Genomic DNA, 18,288 nt, shown 5'->3' with positions numbered 1-18,288 from the left:
CAGTTCTTTAGAACTTGGCGAAATTCAAGGCATCGACCAGAACCGATCCGCCAATACCGGTCAATGACAACAACAACGCACGCACCAGTGGCTCCTCTGAATAACGGGAAAACGCCCCCGTATTCAGTGCCGCGATGCGCTCGCGGATGATCTTGAACTTCTCGTAGCCCACCTCATCGGCTGGCGCTTTCAACAGGTAATTATCGATACGTTGCAAGGCTGCGCTACGCGCCTTTTCTGCCGCTCGCCGTAGGGACAACGCCGACACAAGCAACAGCAGCGCCGTCAGCAGAAAGGTGATCACCAGACTGGGTGGCGTCTGCCAATTGTCGAACACACTGCTGCGCGACGCCAACAGGATCAGCATGACCACGGTCGGGGCGTAGATCAGGCGATTGACCGCCGCACTCCGCTTGGCGATCAGCAGAATATCCACCCAATCATCGATACACGGGTGCAAGCCGGTGCCGAATATTTTCTCGTGTTCGCGGCGCAACGTTTTTGGCCAGATCGCGTAATGCTCGCTCAGGTGGCGGATAAACCGCGTCAACAGCAAGTTGGCATCCACCACCCAGAACACCAGGAATTGGAACAGCACCGTGGGCAGCAACCAGCTCAGTAACCAGATCGGCGACTCGCCGCGCACCGGGGTGCCCTCCATCGGCCAGAATACATACAGCACACTGGTGATCACGATGAAGATCCAGGTGGCCAGCACCGCGCGCAACATACGGGCACCGAACGTTCCGCACACACAATGCTCTCGCCAGAATCGTGTGACGAAAATGATCGTGCGTTGATCCTCGGCAAACTCAACGGGGGGCGCGACCAGTTTCTGGTGTCGTGTCCACTCCAGGCTGAGGGTCGACAGCGGAAACAGAATCAGAAACAGACAACTGCCCAGTGCGCGCCGCCACTCACGCAGGGTTCGCCTGGTTTTATGCGGCAGGAACCGCGGAAACTGCCCCCACAGCGTCATGGGGTATTTGCCCATGTACGCCCCTAAATGAAAGCTTGATTCAATCTCTTGGCGATTGACCCGCAAGTTACGCCAGCCCCAGCCCAGTGCCGAAATCGAAATAAGCGCAGCGAGCAAACGCAGCGCCACCGTCGGCCAAGCACTGATGCCCTCGAAGAGAAACATCGGTTCACCCAACCCTTCGTCCGTCAGCACTTCGCGATTCTGGTACGCCAACAACAGCGCAAGCACAAACACCACCAGCGGCACGGCGAGGTACCAGGCCGAAGAGTCGAACAAGCCACGATTGGCCATGGCCGGCATGACGTTGGCTTTTCGATCGTCACGGCGAATAAGGCCGGTGCAAATGATGCCCAACAGAATCAGCACGAAGGTAAACCACATGAAGCCGACCCGCCAGGTATGCGCGGCGGCGATGGCGGAGAATCCAGCCACGACATACAGCGCCAACGGCACGCCCCGGTAATAGCGGGACGGTTGGTCAATCAAGCGCCAACCGAGAAAAATCCCCACTATCAGCAAAATAATCAGCAGCGGCCTGGCCAGGAAAAACGACTGACTTTGGTCGAACTGCGCGCGAATCGATTTCGACGGTTCGGGGTACGGCGGTGGTGACGGGTCTTGCAGACAACGCAAGGCCATGATGTCGTGTGGACGAACGCCCCGCGCCGATTGTGTGCGGACCGGCGCAGCGCAGTCCTCGGGGCGCGCGGCGGTGAACTGGCTCGCCAGCGGAATAAAACCGCTGATGCCGACCTCATAAATGCCCGGCGACAGCAACTCCGATTTGGAGTAATCGAACTTCGCCCGTTTCTCCTCGAATCTCTGCGGCGCCTGCGCGGCCAGTACCGAGATAAACACCGAGCTTTGCAGGCTGTCGCGAAACGGCGGGACGTCCTGTTGCAAGGCACGCGTCAAGGTCAGTCCGTAGGGCGCGGCCAACACCAGATTTCGGGTGGTCTGCGCCTGCCCGCGCTCCAGCATGCGCGCATCCAGGTCCGTGGAGAAAAACACCTTGCTCGGCATCTGGCTCTTCAGCGCCTGCAACACCAGCAGCTTGTCGTAGGTGTCCTCGCCCAACACCCCGATCGCGCCAATCCCGCTTTTACCCTCCCGACGGTAGGCTTCATCTTCGCGCATGATGTGGTCGGCAAGACGACGCAAGTAATCCAGTTGAGAGTTGCCATCGGATTTCTCCAGCGAGCCAAGGTCCAACTTGCCATCGTCGGGGTTACTTTTGCTGGCGTCCGCGGCCGTGGCTTTATCGGCCTTCGCCGCTTCTTCTGGTAAACGGCCGTCCAGACCTCGTAAATAGCTGAAGCGCAGGATCCATTTATCAACGACAGCCCTATCCTTTTCAGGTATCTGGGCGTCTTCGACGACCTGTGATTTGAAGCTCTCGATTAACGCGCGACTGTAGAAACTGTCCCATTCCGAGACCAGCGCAATACGATTGGCATCCGCCCAGACCACTGGCGCACAGGGTGTTCCAATGTGCTGCGTAGCGCCTCTACTGCATTGCACACCGGTAACCGGATCCACCCGGCGGAGTTTCATTTCCCCTAATAACAACTTCGCCATCGTTCCGTCATCGCTGACAGTGCGCAGCAGCTTCATGGTTTCTTTGGGCGGCGATGTTAGTTCCGGGTGTTTGGGATCTTTGTCAAAGCCTTGCTTCAGTGTGTCGTAATCCGCGGTGGCCAGCGGTGAGTAAATCTCGATCGCCGGATCGGCATAATTGTTGTGCTCGTCCCAATACATATTACGCAGAACCGCAGATGTAGAGGGACCGATGACTTTCATGACCTCAGTCCTGGGCAGCATATTGCACTCAGGGGCGTCGCCACACGAGGCTACCAGTTTATCCAACAACAAGCCGCGTAACGCCGTGAGTTGCTGCAACGGGTACGCGCCAAGGTAATCCTGCTTGACCCAAAACAGCAGAGTCCGGGCCGTTGGGTGTGCCTTTCCGTTAATGTCCAACGGCGGATCGAAGGGGTTGGCGATGAAGGTTTCATAAGGAATGGCTTCCTGCTCCATCGTTGTTGCTGACTGCGCGTCCTCCTTTGTTTTTTTGTTTGACAAGTCTTTGGGCGCAAAAAAACAACGGATGTGCTGCTCATCCTCTGGAACCATTTGCGAATTCTTGAAGCCGGCCAATACCGCATAACGAATGCGCCGACGTTGTTCTACTTCATCGGCATACGCTCCGCCCTCTACCAAGGCAACCATGATTTCAGGGCGTTCGCCTACTACCGGTTCGGTACCAGGAGCGGAAACGGTCAATGTAGGAAAGCCAGGACTGCATTCCTTCCCGGCATCGGACTCTTTATTATCCTTGAGCTTCTTGCGAAAGCGCTCAAGTGCATCGAACGGGTCCTGCCACAAGCGCGCCTCTATTGGCGTCTCACTATGAAATTGCGCACCCAACGGCCGAGGTTCAAGAAAGGGCGCGCGCGTCAGTGCGAAGGTTGATACCACGAGGCTGAGGATAACGGCACTGCCCGGCAGCCAAAAAGCAAAGTTAGTTCCTGACCCCTTGTTAGCGTCCATGGTCTTTCCCTTAGTTATTGGGCTGACCGCTACGCATAAGGTATAGACCCATCCAGGGAACTTGCCGAACACTTATATTACACTAAGCAATGCACCACCACAGGTGACCACCTGATAATGGATGATACCCCTAAAACTTAACGAAGTTATCTACAACCAGTATCAGTAAGCCATCATTGTAATTTCAATGAGGGTTACTCACTACAACTTCACCGCGCAGTCGTCGGCAGCAAAAACGTAACCCCATACTGTTCAGCAATTTCCAGTATTCGCGGCAGATCCTCAGGCACTTTAAGTTGATCGACCGCCGCAAAGAACTGTCCACCTCGCGGGTCGGACACTACGCCGATCATTTTCGCCGTCGCACTGATGTTTTTGTACGCATGCACGGTGCCACCCGGAATGTGCACATACCCTCCGCGCGTCACTCGACTGGCTTTGCCCTCGACCGTCACCTCGACTTCGCCATCAATAACGTAGAACGCCTCGTCCCAGGCATGAAAGTGCGGCGGCGGCCCGCCATCGCGCACACCTTCCTGAAGGTGCATCTCAAAGGGTTTGCTCATATCGCCACCCGCCAGAATGGTGATGGCTTCGCCCACTACGTTGACGGGGGTTGGTGTGTTATCAGCTTCGATCACATGAACCGGTCTCATGATTCGGCTCCCAGGCTGAAATCAGCCTTATCCAGTATAGGTAGCCGATGGTTCGGCCTGAGCGCCGTTAGTCAAAAACGCGGGCCTGTGGGCGATCTATGTCGTCAGACAATACACAATACGCGTGAACATAGAATCCTGTTCAAAGTGGCCCGTCCCAGCGTTTCCCTCTAATATCCCCGCCCCTTGGGCAGGCTTTGCGTTTAAATCGAAGGTAGGACATGCAACTCGCGGGTATACGAAATAACGTTCTGGCAGGGCTGACTTCGTCGTTTGCACTGGTGCCGGAGTGCATCGCCTTTGCCCTGGTGGCGCAGGTCAACCCGTTGATGGGGCTGTACGGTGCCTTCATCATTTGCACCCTGACGGCCATATTCGGCGGCCGGCCGGGCATGATTTCCGGTGCTGCGGGGTCGATGGCCGTGGTGATTGTCGCGCTGGTGGTGCAGCACGGCGCGCAATACTTGCTGGCCACTGTGATCCTCAGCGGCGCGCTGATGCTGCTGTTTGGCGTGTTGCGACTCGCCAAGTTGATCCGCATGGTGCCGCACCCGGTGATGCTGGGCTTCGTCAACGGCCTGGCGATCATCATTGCCATGGCGCAGCTGGAGCACTTCAAGCAAGATCAACAGTGGCTACAAGGCACGCCGTTGCTGGTGATGAGTGCGCTGGTCGCGCTGACGATGTTGATCGTTTACCTGCTGCCACGCCTGACCAAAGCCGTGCCGCCCGCGTTGGCGGCGATTCTCGGCGTGGGCCTGCTCAGTCAGTTGCTGCACCTGCCGACACGTACCCTTGGCGATATGGCGGCCATTGCCGGCGAACTGCCGGCCCTGCATCTGCCAGACGTGCCGTTCAACCTCGACACCCTGCTGATCATCCTGCCTTACGCGGCGTTGATGGCGGTGGTCGGCCTGCTGGAAACCCTGCTCACGCTGAACTTGACCGATGACATCACCGAAACCCGTGGTCAGCCGGATAAAGAGTGCGTGGCACTGGGCGCCGCCAACATCGTTTCGGGCCTGTTCGGCGGCATGGGGGGCTGCGCGATGATCGGCCAGACCATGATCAACCTGAGCTCCGGCGGTCGCAGTCGCCTGTCCGGCATCACCAGCGGCGTGATGATCCTGCTGTTCATCCTGTTCCTGTCGCCGTGGATCGAGCGTATTCCGCTGGCCGCGCTGGTCGGCGTGATGTTCGTCGTCGCGCAACAGACCTTCGCCTGGGGTTCGCTGCGGGTGCTGGGCAAAGTGCCGCGCAACGATGCGCTGGTGATCATCGCCGTGACCGTGATCACCGTGTTCACCGACCTGGCGGTTGCCGTGCTCTGCGGCATTGTGATCGCGGCACTGAACTTTGCCTGGCAACATGCCCGCGAAATCCGCGCCGAACAGCGGCTCGGCAGCGCCGGCGAGAACATTTACACCCCGCACGGCACGCTGTTTTTCGCCTCGACCATGAATTTCCAGGCATTGTTCGATCCGTTGAACGACCCTGAGCATTCGGTGCTGGACTGCCAACACCTACACTTTTCAGATCACTCGGCGATTGCTGCCCTGGAGGCGCTTTACCTGCGTTACGAAAAGGCCGGCAAGCAGCTGGAGGTGATTAATCTCTCTCAGCGCAATCGCACCCTGCTGCGCCGCGCCAACCTGGCAGTCCCGCAGACCTGAGCCGCCGCACGACGAGGCAAGACACCCATGACCCCGCGCTACACGCACACCGCGATCGCCTTGCACTGGCTTATGGCGCTGGGCTTGATCGGTACTTTCGCCCTCGGTTTCTACATGACCGATCTGTCGTTGTCGCCGACCAAACTGAAGCTGTTTTCCTGGCATAAATGGGCCGGGGTCACGCTGTTCATCGTGCTGTGGCTGCGCCTCGCCTGGCGCTTGCGCCATCCCGCGCCGCCGCTACCGGCGAGCATGCCGTCACTGTTGCGCCAGATTGCCCATGGCCTGCACTGGCTGATGTATGGGTTGATGATCGCGATTCCGCTGAGTGGCTGGCTGGCAAGTTCAGCAAAGGGGTTTCAGACCTCGTGGTTCGGCGTCTTGCCCTTGCCGGACCTGCTGGCGAAAGACGCTGCCCTGGGTGATCGCCTGACGCAGCTGCACCACACGCTCAATTTCATCTTGCTGGGACTGGTGATCGTCCATACTGGCGCTGCGCTGAAGCACCATTTCATCGATCGCGATGGCATACTCGGGCGCATGCTGCCCTGGCAACGCAAAGGCTGAACCCATTATCACGCTCGTCCCCGGCCGGAGAGTTTCATGAGCTATCGCTTTTTGAGTTCTGCCGCATTGATCGCCACCCTCAGCGTCGGCGCCCTGCCCGATGCGTTCGCCGTCGAATACCGCCAAGTGAACGCCACGGCCAGCCAGATCGCCTTTACCTATACCCAAATGGGCGCGCGGGTGTATGGCACCTTCAGCAAGTTCCAGGCCTCGCTCAACTTCGACTCGGCAAACCCCGCCGCCGCCCAGGCGGCATTGATCATTCAACTGGACAGCATTGATGCCGGCAGCAGCGACGCCAATACCGAGTTGCAGAAACCGGGCTGGTTCGACACCGCTCAATACCCGGTGGCGAAGTTTGAATCCACCAGCGTCAAGGCCATCGATGACAACCGCTACGAGGTCTCAGGCAAGCTGACGCTCAAGGGTCAGACCCGTGACGTCAGCGCGTTGATGGTGTTGAGCGAACAAAACTCCATCGGCGTGTTCAATGGCGAATTCATTCTCAAGCGCGCCGACTTCAAGGTCGGTGAAGGTGAATGGGCCGATTACGGCGTGGTGTCCAACGACATCAACATCAAGTTCCGCATGGTCGCGCCCGAACAGTAAGCCGCTTCACAAATGCTTCAATGGATTGCCCAGGTCCTTGATGTACTCGTCACCCAGGGCGGCGGCCGCGATGGCATTCAGGTGGGTGCCATCGGTGGTGAACAGAATGTTTCCGGCGACGCTGGGTCGGCATTCCGGCTGGCACAGCGCGTCATTGGGGTCGATCAGCACCACAGCGGGAAATTTCCGTTTGATCGTGTATTCAATGCGCTCGGCGTGGGACTCCGCCGGTTTGAAGGTCATCGCTTGCAGGTTCAGGTGATGCAGTTTCATCACGCGCAATTCGTTGACCTTGACCCGGCCGATTTCGGCGAACGGCTGAACCACGATCACCACCTTCACCCCGGCATCCAGTAGCTCTTTGACGGCGCTGAAGTAAGCCTGATCCATGCTGTCCGTCAGGTCTTCCCGCTGTTCGTTGTGAATGCTGTAGCGCTGATTCCAGTGATCGTAGGCATTCCAGAAATTAGACAGGATGGCGATGCGCTGTTTCTTCGCAAATTCGAAGCGCTCCGTCGAGTACTTGATAATGGCCTCGGCCTCGGCTGGCGACGCCTTGCTTTGCGCGTCGACCACAAAAATGCCGGGGATCGACGGCGTCGAACTCATGGTGCTGTCATGGATCATCAGCCCGGCATCGACGGCCAGGGCATTGATGAACGGCGCGTAGGCATTGGCGAATGAGTCACCGATCAGCACGCCATCGAGGGTTGTTTTCTGCGGTCCGAGGTGACAATCCTCAACGTTGCCCACCACCCCGGCTTCCATGCATTTGCTGCGAATGGTGTGGGAATTGTTCTGCTCTTGAAGCTCCGCCACCGCCTGGTCGGCATCGGAACGAAAACCGTCGTGGGTCAGAATCAACGTCACCATGCCGACGGCGCACAACGAAGGCAGCACGTACAAACCGCCGAACACCCTGTTGAACTGTCCGGCCTTGATCACCCGGAACGGTCTTTCGACGAAGTGATAACTGATCACCGAGGCAATAAACGCGCCGGCCAGCAGCAGGCAGGCATTGCCCGCCGTCAAGGCAATGCCCTGGTACTCGGCAAGGATCAGCACCGGCCAATGCCAGAGGTACAACGAGTACGAAATCTTGCCGACATAGGTCACCGGCGCCAGGCTCAACAGGCGGGTAACCACTCCAAGGCGGTCGGTCATTCCAGAGGCGATCAGCAATGCCACGCCGACACAGACAGGCACGGCATTCAAACCGGGAAAGGTCGAGGATTCATTCAAGGTTATCGCACTGCCGATGATCAATCCGACGCCCAGCAACGAACAGGCTGTGGGATATTTCATGATCGTCGCAACCTTGTCGGCAGCGATCGCCAGGTAACAGCCGATCAGCAACTCGAAAAAGCGGAACGGCAACAGCAAATAGGCGGCATTGCGATGTTGGTGGGCAAACACTTCGGACAACGCCAACGAGCCGATAAAGATCCCGGCAATCACCCACGCGGGTGAAAGCCTGTGCCTGAATTTGAACAGCACGATGAGCAGAATCGGCCAGACCACATAGAACTGCTCTTCCACCGAGATCGACCAGGTGTGCAGCAGCGGCTCGTAACCCGCCGAACCGAAGTAACCGGTGCCCAACAGGAAGTAAACGTTACTCAGTCCAATCAGCGAATAGAGCGTACTTTTGGCAAACGAGATCAACTCATCGGCAAACAGAAAGTGGCTGCAGTAGATGAATAAGCACAACAACAAAAACACATAAGCCGGCAACAAGCGCTTGATTCGCCGCTCATAAAACCCGCGAAAGGTGAAAACCCCGGCGTCGATTTCCCTGGCGATGATGGAGGTGATCAAATAACCGGAGATCACGTAAAACACATCGACCCCGACAAACCCGCCCCACACCGGAAACCTGGCGTGATACAGCGCCACCAGTACGACCGCGATCGCGCGCAAGCCATCGATGTCCGGGCGATACGCCGACGTGCGAGGTAGAACAGTGGCAGGCTTCACGCAAGAGACTCCCTGTACTAATGCCGCTTAATTGCCCATTAGTAGCAGTGCATCTGCGCAAGAGAAATTGAATCTCGCTATTCAATCTGCGGGAGATAACCGCTGGCTGACGCCAGATCGCTGGCTAGTGGTGTGTCAGGTCTGGCGCCTGTTCACCACAAACAGACCGGCTTGCCTCCAACGGATACAATCAACCCTGCAAAGAAATATTTTTCCAAGGGGCACTCAAATGGCGCTTTTCAGCAAGAAAACCCTGGTACTGGTCTTGAGCCTGGCGGCCCTGCTCACCAGCATCGATAGCTATGCCACCACCAAAGCCCAGGCCAAACCGGTGGCGGCGCAAAAGCTTTCGACGTTAGACGGCAAATTTTCCTTCAGTCTGCCCAAAGGTTATGTCGCCAACGCGATGCCGGCCGGCAAGGAAGAAAGCAACACCGCGGGCGCGACCGGCACCATGTACGTCAGTCAGACCGACCGACGCGTGATCATCGCCGCCGAGAATAAGCTGTCGGAAGGACTGCCCACAGGGAATAACGACGATGCGTTCCTCGACAGCGCCGTCACCGGCTTCGTCAACCAGCAAACCAAGGCGCTGGGCAACTTCAAGCAAACCGGTGAAAACCGCTTTACCAGCAAGGGCCTGGGTGTGCGGGAGATCGACAGCACTGCGACCATGGGCGGCGGCGCCACGTTGAACACTACCTTCCTCGCCGGTTCCGGCAATCGGGTGTCGGTGGTTCAGGTGATTTCACGCGCTGATGATCAGGCCGGCCATGCGGCGCTGATCAAGCGCATTGTCGATAAGCTGCGGGCGCCCTAGCAGGCTCAGGACTTCACGTTAAACAGCGAATCCAGCGAGCTGTCGAACTGTTGCAGCGCGCTGACCTGCACGGTGTGTTGCTGGTTGATCACGGCGGCAATTTCCGGGGCGTTTTTGTTCTGCGCCCACACCGATGCCATGCTCTGGTCTGCATGACCTTCGGCCTTGCCAATGTAGTTGAGTTGCGCGTCGAAGAACTCGGCGACAATGCTCGCCTTGACGTCGGCGCTCTGGGCGCTGACCAGCGTGCTGCGGGTATCGAGCATCACGATTACGTCAGGCCGGGCCGCCATCAGGCTGTCGAGGTTGTCGTAGAACGTGACCGAGGCGAACTGCGCTTGCAGTGAGGTTTTGAACCAGTCGATGGCCAGGCTCGGCTCGGAACTGGAGATATAAGCCTGCTGCACCTGTTCATCGAGCTGTTGGCTGTTTTGCGCAACTGAATGGTAATGCTCGAGGTAGGCCTGATTGGCTTTGGTGTTCTCACTGAACACCACCGCAACGGACTGGGTGTGCCTCAGCGCGGAGGTCGAGGTCTGGGTCGCAGAGCGCAACAGACCGTTCTGATGATCGGAATAGGTCGACTTGCCGGGCGCGGCACAGCCTGCCAAGGCGACAATAAGGGTGAGCAGCGCGGCAATACGAATCTTCATTTCCCTTCTCCTGGGTGCCTCGTTTGGCAGAGTGGCATCTTGCCGCAACTCAGAAAAAACCCCGCGTCCTCTGTGTCAATGGTGGGTATCGACCAAAGCGATAGAGAAGCTGAATAGAAACACGGTCCCTGCAGGAGCTGCTGAAGGCTGCGATTGCGCCGTGTCATGGGAATCGCTTCGCAGCCTTCGGCAGCGCCTACAAGGGATTGCATTCTTAAGCGGCTATTTTGCCGACGCCAGCGCCTGCCCTTTCACCTGCCAGCCACCGCCCAGCGCCTTGTAGATCGAGACCACGCCGCGGTACAGATCGGTCTCGCCCTGGGCCTGGGCATCTTCAGCGCTCAGGCGTTCGCGTTCGGCATCCAGTAACACCAGATAATCCACCGTGCCTTCCTTGTACTGAATCGCCGCCAGGCTGGCCGCCGCGCGGCTCGACTCGCTTTGCTGGATCAACGACAGCAAGCGTTGCTGACGCTTGCTGTAGTCGCTGAAGGCGTTCTCCGACTCTTCCAATGCCAGCAGCACCTGCTGTTCATAGGTCGCCAGCGCGCCTTCAGCCTCGGCGTTGGCGCCACGAATCCGCGCCCGCACGCTGCCCAGATCGAATGCCGGCCAGGTGATGCTCGGCCCAAGGCCCCATGCTCTGGCCGCGCTGGAGCCTATTTGCGAACCCCGCGCCGCCGTAAAGCCGAGGAAACCACTCAAGCTGACCCGTGGGAACAGGTCGGCCGTGGCCACCCCGATGTTGGCCGTGGCGGCGGCCAGATGACGCTCGGCGCTGCGGATATCAGGGCGACGGCGTAACAACTCACCCGGATCACCAATCGGCAAGGCCTTGGAAATCGCCGGCAATTGCGCCGGCCTCAAGTCGACACTCAATTGTTCCGGACGCTCACCCAATAAGGTAGCGATCCGATTCCGTTGGCGAACCTGCTCGGCCTGCAGTTGCGGAATGGTGGCTTCAACCGCAGCGTAACGCGCATCGGCACGCATCACGTCCAGCTCGTTGCCGACCCCGGCGTCACGCATACTGACCGTGACCTTGCGTGATTCACCCTGATTGTTCAGGTTCTGCACGGCAATTTTTTCTCGCAGTTGCGCGCCGCGCAGCTGACCGTAAGCATCCACCAGTTCCGCAATCATGGTCACTTGCAGTTGATGCAGGTCCTCCCTGGCGGCATCTTCCTCGGCATTGCTGGCCTCCAGTTCGCGCTTGATGCGGCCGAACAAATCGATCTCCCAGGCCATGTCCAGCCCCAGGTCATAGCGCTCGGTGTTGACGCGTTTATCAGTGAGGCCCGGCTGCTGCGACTTGCCCAATTCACTGCTGACGCTGCTGGTGACCACCGGACGCGCATCGTTTTCGATGTCGTCACGGATCGCCCGAGCCGCCTTCAATCGGGCGAAGGCCACCCGCAGATCGCGGTTGCCTTCCAATGAGGTAGCGACCATCCGGTTCAAGGTCGGGTCTTCGAACTGCTGCCACCAGACCGCATCGAACTGGCGGTGGTCGTACTTGACCTTGTCGTTTTGCACGCCGGCATTATCCAGGGTCGCGGCCGCGGTTGGCGGGGTCTTGTAGTCCGGGCCGACGGCACAGGCCGCCAGCGCCAGGGTCAGCAGACTTGGCATAAAAAGCTTCAACAGATTCATCAATGCGACTCCACGGCAGCGGTCATCGAAGGCTGTGCCCTGGCTGCTTTACGCGCCTGCTGACGGCCCACGAAGTTGCGGATCAAGACAAAGAACACCGGGGTCAGCAACAGACCGAAGAAGGTCACCCCAAGCATGCCGGAGAACACGGCCACACCCATGGCGTGACGCATTTCCGAACCGGCGCCGGTGGATGTCACCAACGGCACCACACCCATGATGAACGCGAACGAGGTCATCAGAATCGGCCGCAGACGCTGACGGCAGGCATCCAGTACCGCGTCCAGCGGGGTCATGCCGTGGTCCTGTTTCTCTTTGGCAAACTCGACGATCAGGATCGCGTTCTTACAGGCCAGGCCCACCAGAACGATCAAGCCAATCTGGGTGAAGATGTTGTTGTCGCCCTTGGAAATGATCACCCCGGCAATCGCCGACAACAGGGTCATCGGCACGATCAGAATCACCGCCAGCGGCAGGCTCCAGCTTTCATACAGGGCCGCCAGCACCAGGAACGCCAGCAGCACGCAGAGCGGGAACACCAGCAACGCCGTGTTGCCGGACAAAATCTGCTGGAACGTCAGGTCGGTCCACTCGTAGGTCATGCCGTTGGGCAACTCCTCCTTAAGCAGCTTCTCGATGGCGATTTGCGCCTGCCCCGAGCTGTAGCCAGGAGCCGCACCGCCGTTGATTTCAGCGGTGATGAAACCGTTGTAATGCATCACGCGATCTGGCCCCGAGGTCGGGCTGACTTTGACGAAGGTCGCCAACGGGATCATTTCCCCAAGGTTGTTGCGCACCTTCAACTGACCGATCTGCTCAGGCTCCTGGCGGAACTGTTGCTCGGCCTGGATGTTCACCTGATAAGTACGGCCAAAGCGGTTGAAGTCGTTGGCGTACAGCGAACCGAGGTAGATCTGCAGGGTGTCGAAAATGTCGCTGATGGCGACACCATGGGTCTTGGCTTTCTCACGGTCGATGGCCGCCTCGACCTGCGGCACGTTCACCGTATAGCTGGTGAACAGGTTCGCCAGTTCCGGCACGCTGCGGCTCTTGGTGATGATGTTCATCGTTTCTTTGTAAAGCGCTTCGTAACCCAGGTTGCCACGGTCTTCGATTTGCAGGCGGAAACCGCCAATGGTGCCCAGCCCTTGAACCGGGGGTGGCGGGAACACCGCTGTGTAGGCTTCCTGGATGCCGCCGAACTTGGCATTCAACGAAGCCGAAATCGCCCCGGCCGAGAGGCTTGGATCTTTGCGCTCATCGAACGAACTGAGACCGATAAACGCGATGCCGGCGTTGGGGCTGTTGGTGAAACCGTTGATCGACAGCCCGGGGAACGCCACCGCGCTATCGAAGCCGGGTTCTTTCATCGCGATGTCGCTCATGCGCCGAATCACTGCTTCGGTGCGATCAAGGCTCGCGGCGTCCGGCAACTGGGCGAAGGTCACCAGGTACTTTTTGTCCTGCGTCGGCACAAAGCCGGTCGGGGTGGTATTGAACCCCATCCAGGTCATGGCAATCAGGCCGCCGTAGACCACTACCGCAATGCCGCTGCTGCGGACCACCCGGCTGACCGTGCCGACGTAACCATGGCCAGCTTTTTCAAAGAAACGGTTGAACGGACGGAACAGCCAACCACCCAACACGGCGTCGAGGAACTTCGAAAAACGATCCTTCGGGGCGCCATGGGCTTGCAGCAACACGGCCGCGAGTGCCGGCGACAAGGTCAGCGAGTTGAACGCCGAAATCACGGTCGAAATCGCAATCGTCAGGGCGAACTGCTTGTAGAACTGACCGGTCAGGCCGGAGATAAAGGCTGCCGGGACGAACACCGCACACAGCACCAGCGCCGTGGCAATGATCGGACCGGTGACTTCGCCCATGGCCTTGCTGGTCGCCGCCTTGGGTTCAAGGCCCAGCTCGATGTTACGTTCGACGTTCTCCACCACCACGATGGCATCGTCGACCACAATCCCGATGGCCAGCACCAGGCCGAACAGCGAAAGCGCATTGAGCGAGAAGCCAAACAAATGCATGACGGCAAAGGTGCCGATCAACGATACCGGCACCGCCACCAATGGAATAATCGACGCACGCCAGGTTTGCAGGAACAGAATAACCACCAGCACCACCAGAATCAGCGCTTCGAACAGCGTGTGTACCACCGCCTCGATCGAGCTGCGGACGAAGATGGTCGGGTCATAAACGATTTCGAAATCCATGCCTTCCGGGAAGCTTTTCTTCAGCTCCGCCATCTTGGCGCGAACCTGATCCGAGATAGCAATCGCGTTCGAGCCAGGGCGCTGGAAGATCGGCATCGCCACCGCTTCCTGGTTGTTCAGCAGTGCACGCAAGGCGTATTGATTGGAGCCAAGTTCGATGCGAGCGATGTCTTTGAGGCGAGTGATTTCGCCGTTGGCACCGCTGCGAACGATAACGTTCTCGAATTCTTCTTCGCTGACCAGTCGGCCCTGGGAGTTGATCGACATCTGAAAGCTGGTGGCGTTGGGCGCGGGTGGCGCACCCAGTTGACCGGCGGCGATCTGCCGGTTCTGTTCACGAACGGCGTTGACCACGTCGGTGGCGGTCAGGTTACGCGAGGAGGTCTTCTCCGGGTCCAGCCAGATACGCAGCGAGTAATCGCCCATGCCGAACAGCTGCACATCACCGACGCCGTTCAAACGCGCCAGCTCGTCCTTGACGTTGAGAATCGCGTAGTTGGACAGGTACAGCATGTTGTAGCGCTTGTCCGGCGACACCAGGTGCACCAGCATCGTCAACTCGGGCGAGGCCTTGTCAACGGTGATGCCGATGCGGGTCACCTCCTCCGGCAACTTGGGTTCGGTGCGGGTTACACGGTTCTGCACTTGAACCTGAGCGTTGTCCAGGTCGGTGCCGAGGGCGAAGGTCACGGTCAGCGTCAGCTTGCCGTCAGCGGTGGATTGCGAGGACATGTACAGCATGTTCTCGACGCCGGTAATCGCCTGTTCCAAGGGTGCGGCGACGGTTTCGCCGATGACCTTGGGGTTGGCGCCTGGGTAGTTGGCGTGCACCACCACGGTCGGCGGCACCACTTCGGGGTATTCGCTGATCGGCAACTGGAACAGCGCGATCGCCCCGGCGATCAGGATCAACAACGACAGGACTGCCGCGAAGATCGGTCGAGTGATAAAGAATTGCGAGAATTTCATTTCACCCGTCCTCAGTTATGTGGCGCGGCGGCGCTGGCGATTTTCGGCAGCGCGACGGACTTGTTGTCAGCGGCGTTGCTGGCTTCCAGCGCCTGGCGGTGTTCGGCCAAGGCTGTCATGGTTTCCGGGCTGGCCATCGGTGTGTCTTGCGGGTCGACGCCCGCGCCAGGACGCACACGCTGCAAACCGGCAACGATGATTCGCTCGTCTTTCTGCAAGCCGCTGCGCACGATGCGCAGGCCTTCGAGCTTGGGCCCCAACTCCACCGAGCGATAAGTGGCTTTGTTGTCCTTATCGAGGACCAGCACGAATTTCTTGCCCAGGTCGGTACCGACCGCGTCGTCCTTGATCAGCACCGCTTCATAGGTCGCGCTGCCGACCAGCTTCAAGCGGGCATACAGACCGGGGGTGTAGCTGCCGTCGCGATTATCAAACACCGCGCGGCCACGGATGGTGCCGGTCTTCGGGTTGACCTGGTTATCGACGAAGTTCATCTGCCCCAAGTGGGTGTTGCCATCTTCGTTGGACAGGCCCATGTACACCGGGGTGGTCTGGCCGCGCTGACCGTTGCGCGCCAGTTGGGTGTACTTGAGGAACACCCGCTCGTCGGCGTCGAAGTAGGCGTAGACCTTGTCAGTGGAAACCACGCTGGTCAGCGGCGTCTGCTCGGCGGTGACCATGTTGCCGGCGGTGATTTCGGCACGGCTGACGCGACCGGAAATCGGCGAGGTGACGCGGGTAAAACTCAGGTTCAAGCGCGCCAGATCCAGTTGCGCCTGCACCGCAGCAACACCGGCGCGCGCTTCTTCGGCGGTGGTGGTACGGGTTTCGGCCAATTCTGCGGAGATGGCATTGCTGGTCAGCAGGCGCTGGCCGCGCTGGGCTTCATTGTTGGTCCGCGAGACGGTGGCACGAACCTGCTGCAGTTGGGCTTCGAGGCGGTGCACCTCGGCTTCGAACGGCCGTGGATCGATCTGAAACAGCAGGTCGCCCTTCTTCACCAGCGCGCCATCGACGAACGCCACGCTGTCGATCTGGCCAGTGACCCGTGGCCGAATGATCACGGTCTCCGGCGCTTCGAGACGCGCTGTGACTTCGTCCCATTCGTTGACTGGCTGGGTCAATACCTTGGCGGCGGTGACTTTGGTAGCTGCCGATGCCACGGCCTGGGTGTTTTGCGGGCTCCGTTCACAGGCGGCGAGCGTGATCACGGCCGCAGCCAGCGCGGAGTAACGGAAGAAGGACAACGACTGTTTCATGGAGCTCACCGCCTATTGATTTTAGGAATGAGCGGATTCTGGGTCAGTCGGTCCAGCGGGACGAATTGAACAAAACGAAACCTTACATCAACAATAATGATAGTTGTAATTATTAATAAAAAACGCTCTGTAATAGGCGTTACAGAGCGGTTAAAGCCGGGTCATGCGTGCTCCGTTTCCGCCATATAGGTGACCATCCTCGAGCGCAGCCAACGTTCTGCCGGGTCGAGGTCCTTGCACGAGTGCCACACCAGGTGCAGGTCATATTCAGGCAAGCCCACGGGAACCGGCTCTGCGCGAATCTCACCGCTTTGGCTGAACACGTGCGCCGTGTAGTCGGGGACCACCGCGATCAAGTCAGTGCCGGCCAATAACGCTCCCAACCCATTGAACTGCGGCACCACCAACATCACCTGGCGTTTGCGTTTCAGCGCTTCCAGGGCGGAATCAACCACCCCCAGCACGCCGCCGAGGAACGACACCATGGCCTGCGGGCGGGCGCAAAACTGGTCGAGACTCAACGCCCCAGGTGCCGAATCGCCACGGATCATCACCGTGCGTATCGGCCTGAGGATCTTGCGCTTGGCGGCGGCCGGCAAGTCGCGGGTGTGGGCAATGCCCATGGAAATTTTGTGCTCGGCGATCAGCCGCGGCATGGTCAGGTAATTTGCCCGGTGCACCACCAGCACGATCCGTGGCGCTTCAATGCGCAGGTGTTTGAGCAGGCGCGGGAGCAAGGCGAACTCCACGTCATCGCTGACCGCAATATGGAACACCCCTTCTGCGGTGCTCGGGTCAAACACCGGTCGCGGCGCCACCGCCTGGGTAATCGAATCCAGCGCCGGCTCCAGCAAGGCGGCAATCTCGAAAGAGCGCGCGGTCGGCTGCATCAGGCTGCCGGCACGCACAAACAACGGGTCGCCGAACAACTCGCGCAGACGCGCCAGGGTCGAACTCACTGCTGGCTGGCCGAGAAACAGGCTCGCAGCGGCCTGGGTGACGCTGCGTTCGCGCATCAAGGCTTCAAACACCACCAGCATATTCAGATTGATGTGACGCAAATGGTGGTGGTTCACGTTGCGCGCTCGATCAACGCGCCCAGGGCTGTGCGCACCTCACTGAGGATTTCCTGCGACAACGCTGGATCGGAGACCGCCCGCGACAGGCTCAAGGCGCCGACACAGGAGGCCACCGCCAACAATGCCGTCGAACGTTGTTTCTGCGGATCCTGATGGCCAGCCGGCTCTGTGAACCCGGCAATCCGCGACTTCAATTGATCGGTAAAGGCATCACGCACGGCCATGCTTTCGCGACTCACTTCGCTGACCGTGGCACTCAGCTCACAGCCTTCGCCAGGCATATCGCGATGTGTCCGCGAAAGATAAATGCCCACCGCCCGCATCAGGTCATAGTTGCCGGGTTCAAGACGGTCCAGCGAGGTCGACGCCGCGCGTATCGCTTCGACGACCAATTCGTCGCGGGACTTGAAGTGGAGGTAGAATCCCCCCACGGTCAAGCCCAGCTCACTCATCACGCCTTTGATTGCGATGCCTTTGATCCCGTCTTCACGGATCATCCGTGCCGCCGTGGTGATGATTTTCTGCCGGGTTTCGGCGGCTTTTTGCGGAGTGTATCGACTCATGATGGATGGCCCGTGCGCATTGCAATTTTTACATGACGGATGTAATTATTATAGAA

General features: G+C 58.9%; 13 protein-coding genes. 4 read left to right on the top strand and 9 right to left on the bottom strand.

Annotated elements, in window-relative coordinates; genetic code table 11:
* Positions 1-7 precede the first annotated feature (7 nt).
* Together ACF0H7_RS11705 and ACF0H7_RS11700 are read right to left on the bottom strand one after the other, a co-directional pair.
* Positions 8-3,532, bottom strand: coding sequence for a hypothetical protein (locus ACF0H7_RS11705; protein ID WP_397452910.1), 3,525 nt, complete (start codon positions 3,530-3,532; stop codon positions 8-10).
* Positions 3,533-3,741: 209 nt separating this feature from the next.
* Entirely contained in the window at positions 3,742-4,188 is a 447-nt protein-coding gene (locus ACF0H7_RS11700) for a cupin domain-containing protein (RefSeq protein ID WP_397452909.1), read from the bottom strand.
* A 221-nt stretch (positions 4,189-4,409) separates the two neighbouring features.
* Between ACF0H7_RS11700 and ACF0H7_RS11695 the strand changes: the two genes are divergently transcribed.
* The 3 genes from ACF0H7_RS11695 to ACF0H7_RS11685 are packed head-to-tail and all read left to right on the top strand — an operon-like array spanning position 4,410 to position 7,037.
* On the top strand, positions 4,410-5,861 hold the full coding sequence (locus ACF0H7_RS11695; protein ID WP_397452908.1) for a SulP family inorganic anion transporter: 1,452 nt from the start codon (positions 4,410-4,412) through the stop codon (positions 5,859-5,861).
* A 27-nt stretch (positions 5,862-5,888) separates the two neighbouring features.
* Positions 5,889-6,428: a cytochrome b gene (locus ACF0H7_RS11690; RefSeq protein WP_397452907.1), complete on the top strand. Its 540-nt coding sequence runs from the start codon at positions 5,889-5,891 to the stop codon at positions 6,426-6,428.
* A 36-nt stretch (positions 6,429-6,464) separates the two neighbouring features.
* The gene (locus ACF0H7_RS11685) at positions 6,465-7,037 is read left to right on the top strand and encodes a YceI family protein (protein ID WP_397452906.1); all 573 of its coding nucleotides are present in this window, start codon (positions 6,465-6,467) and stop codon (positions 7,035-7,037) included.
* Positions 7,038-7,043: 6 nt separating this feature from the next.
* Here ACF0H7_RS11685 and ACF0H7_RS11680 read toward each other — a convergent pair whose 3' ends face one another.
* A complete protein-coding gene (locus ACF0H7_RS11680; RefSeq protein WP_397452905.1) occupies positions 7,044-9,014 on the bottom strand; it encodes an acyltransferase family protein in 1,971 nt (656 codons plus the stop codon).
* A 229-nt stretch (positions 9,015-9,243) separates the two neighbouring features.
* Between ACF0H7_RS11680 and ACF0H7_RS11675 the strand changes: the two genes are divergently transcribed.
* A complete protein-coding gene (locus tag ACF0H7_RS11675; RefSeq protein ID WP_397452904.1) occupies positions 9,244-9,834 on the top strand; it encodes a hypothetical protein in 591 nt (196 codons plus the stop codon).
* Between the two features lie 5 nt (positions 9,835-9,839).
* Here the strand turns inward: ACF0H7_RS11675 and ACF0H7_RS11670 are convergent, their stop codons facing one another.
* The 6 genes from ACF0H7_RS11670 to ACF0H7_RS11645 form a co-directional block, all read right to left on the bottom strand.
* Complete coding sequence (locus tag ACF0H7_RS11670) at positions 9,840-10,487, bottom strand: ATPase (protein WP_397452903.1); 648 nt, start codon at positions 10,485-10,487, stop codon at positions 9,840-9,842.
* A 222-nt stretch (positions 10,488-10,709) separates the two neighbouring features.
* Complete coding sequence (locus ACF0H7_RS11665; protein WP_397452902.1) at positions 10,710-12,140, bottom strand: efflux transporter outer membrane subunit; 1,431 nt, start codon at positions 12,138-12,140, stop codon at positions 10,710-10,712.
* Positions 12,140-15,331, bottom strand: coding sequence for an efflux RND transporter permease subunit (locus ACF0H7_RS11660; protein WP_397452901.1), 3,192 nt, complete (start codon positions 15,329-15,331; stop codon positions 12,140-12,142). The genes ACF0H7_RS11665 and ACF0H7_RS11660 overlap by 1 nt, the downstream gene beginning before the upstream one ends.
* Before the next feature lie 11 nt (positions 15,332-15,342).
* Entirely contained in the window at positions 15,343-16,590 is a 1,248-nt protein-coding gene (locus ACF0H7_RS11655; RefSeq protein ID WP_397452900.1) for an efflux RND transporter periplasmic adaptor subunit, read from the bottom strand.
* Positions 16,591-16,751: 161 nt separating this feature from the next.
* A complete protein-coding gene (locus ACF0H7_RS11650; protein WP_397452899.1) occupies positions 16,752-17,666 on the bottom strand; it encodes a LysR family transcriptional regulator in 915 nt (304 codons plus the stop codon).
* Positions 17,663-18,232: a TetR/AcrR family transcriptional regulator gene (locus tag ACF0H7_RS11645; protein WP_397452898.1), complete on the bottom strand. Its 570-nt coding sequence runs from the start codon at positions 18,230-18,232 to the stop codon at positions 17,663-17,665. The genes ACF0H7_RS11650 and ACF0H7_RS11645 overlap by 4 nt, the downstream gene beginning before the upstream one ends.
* Between the last annotated feature and the right edge of the window lie 56 nt (positions 18,233-18,288).

Origin of the sequence: Pseudomonas sp. NA-150, assembly GCF_044336365.1 — a bacterium.
Lineage (GTDB): Bacteria > Pseudomonadota > Gammaproteobacteria > Pseudomonadales > Pseudomonadaceae > Aquipseudomonas.
This window is presented reverse-complemented; position numbering and strand designations above follow the sequence as displayed.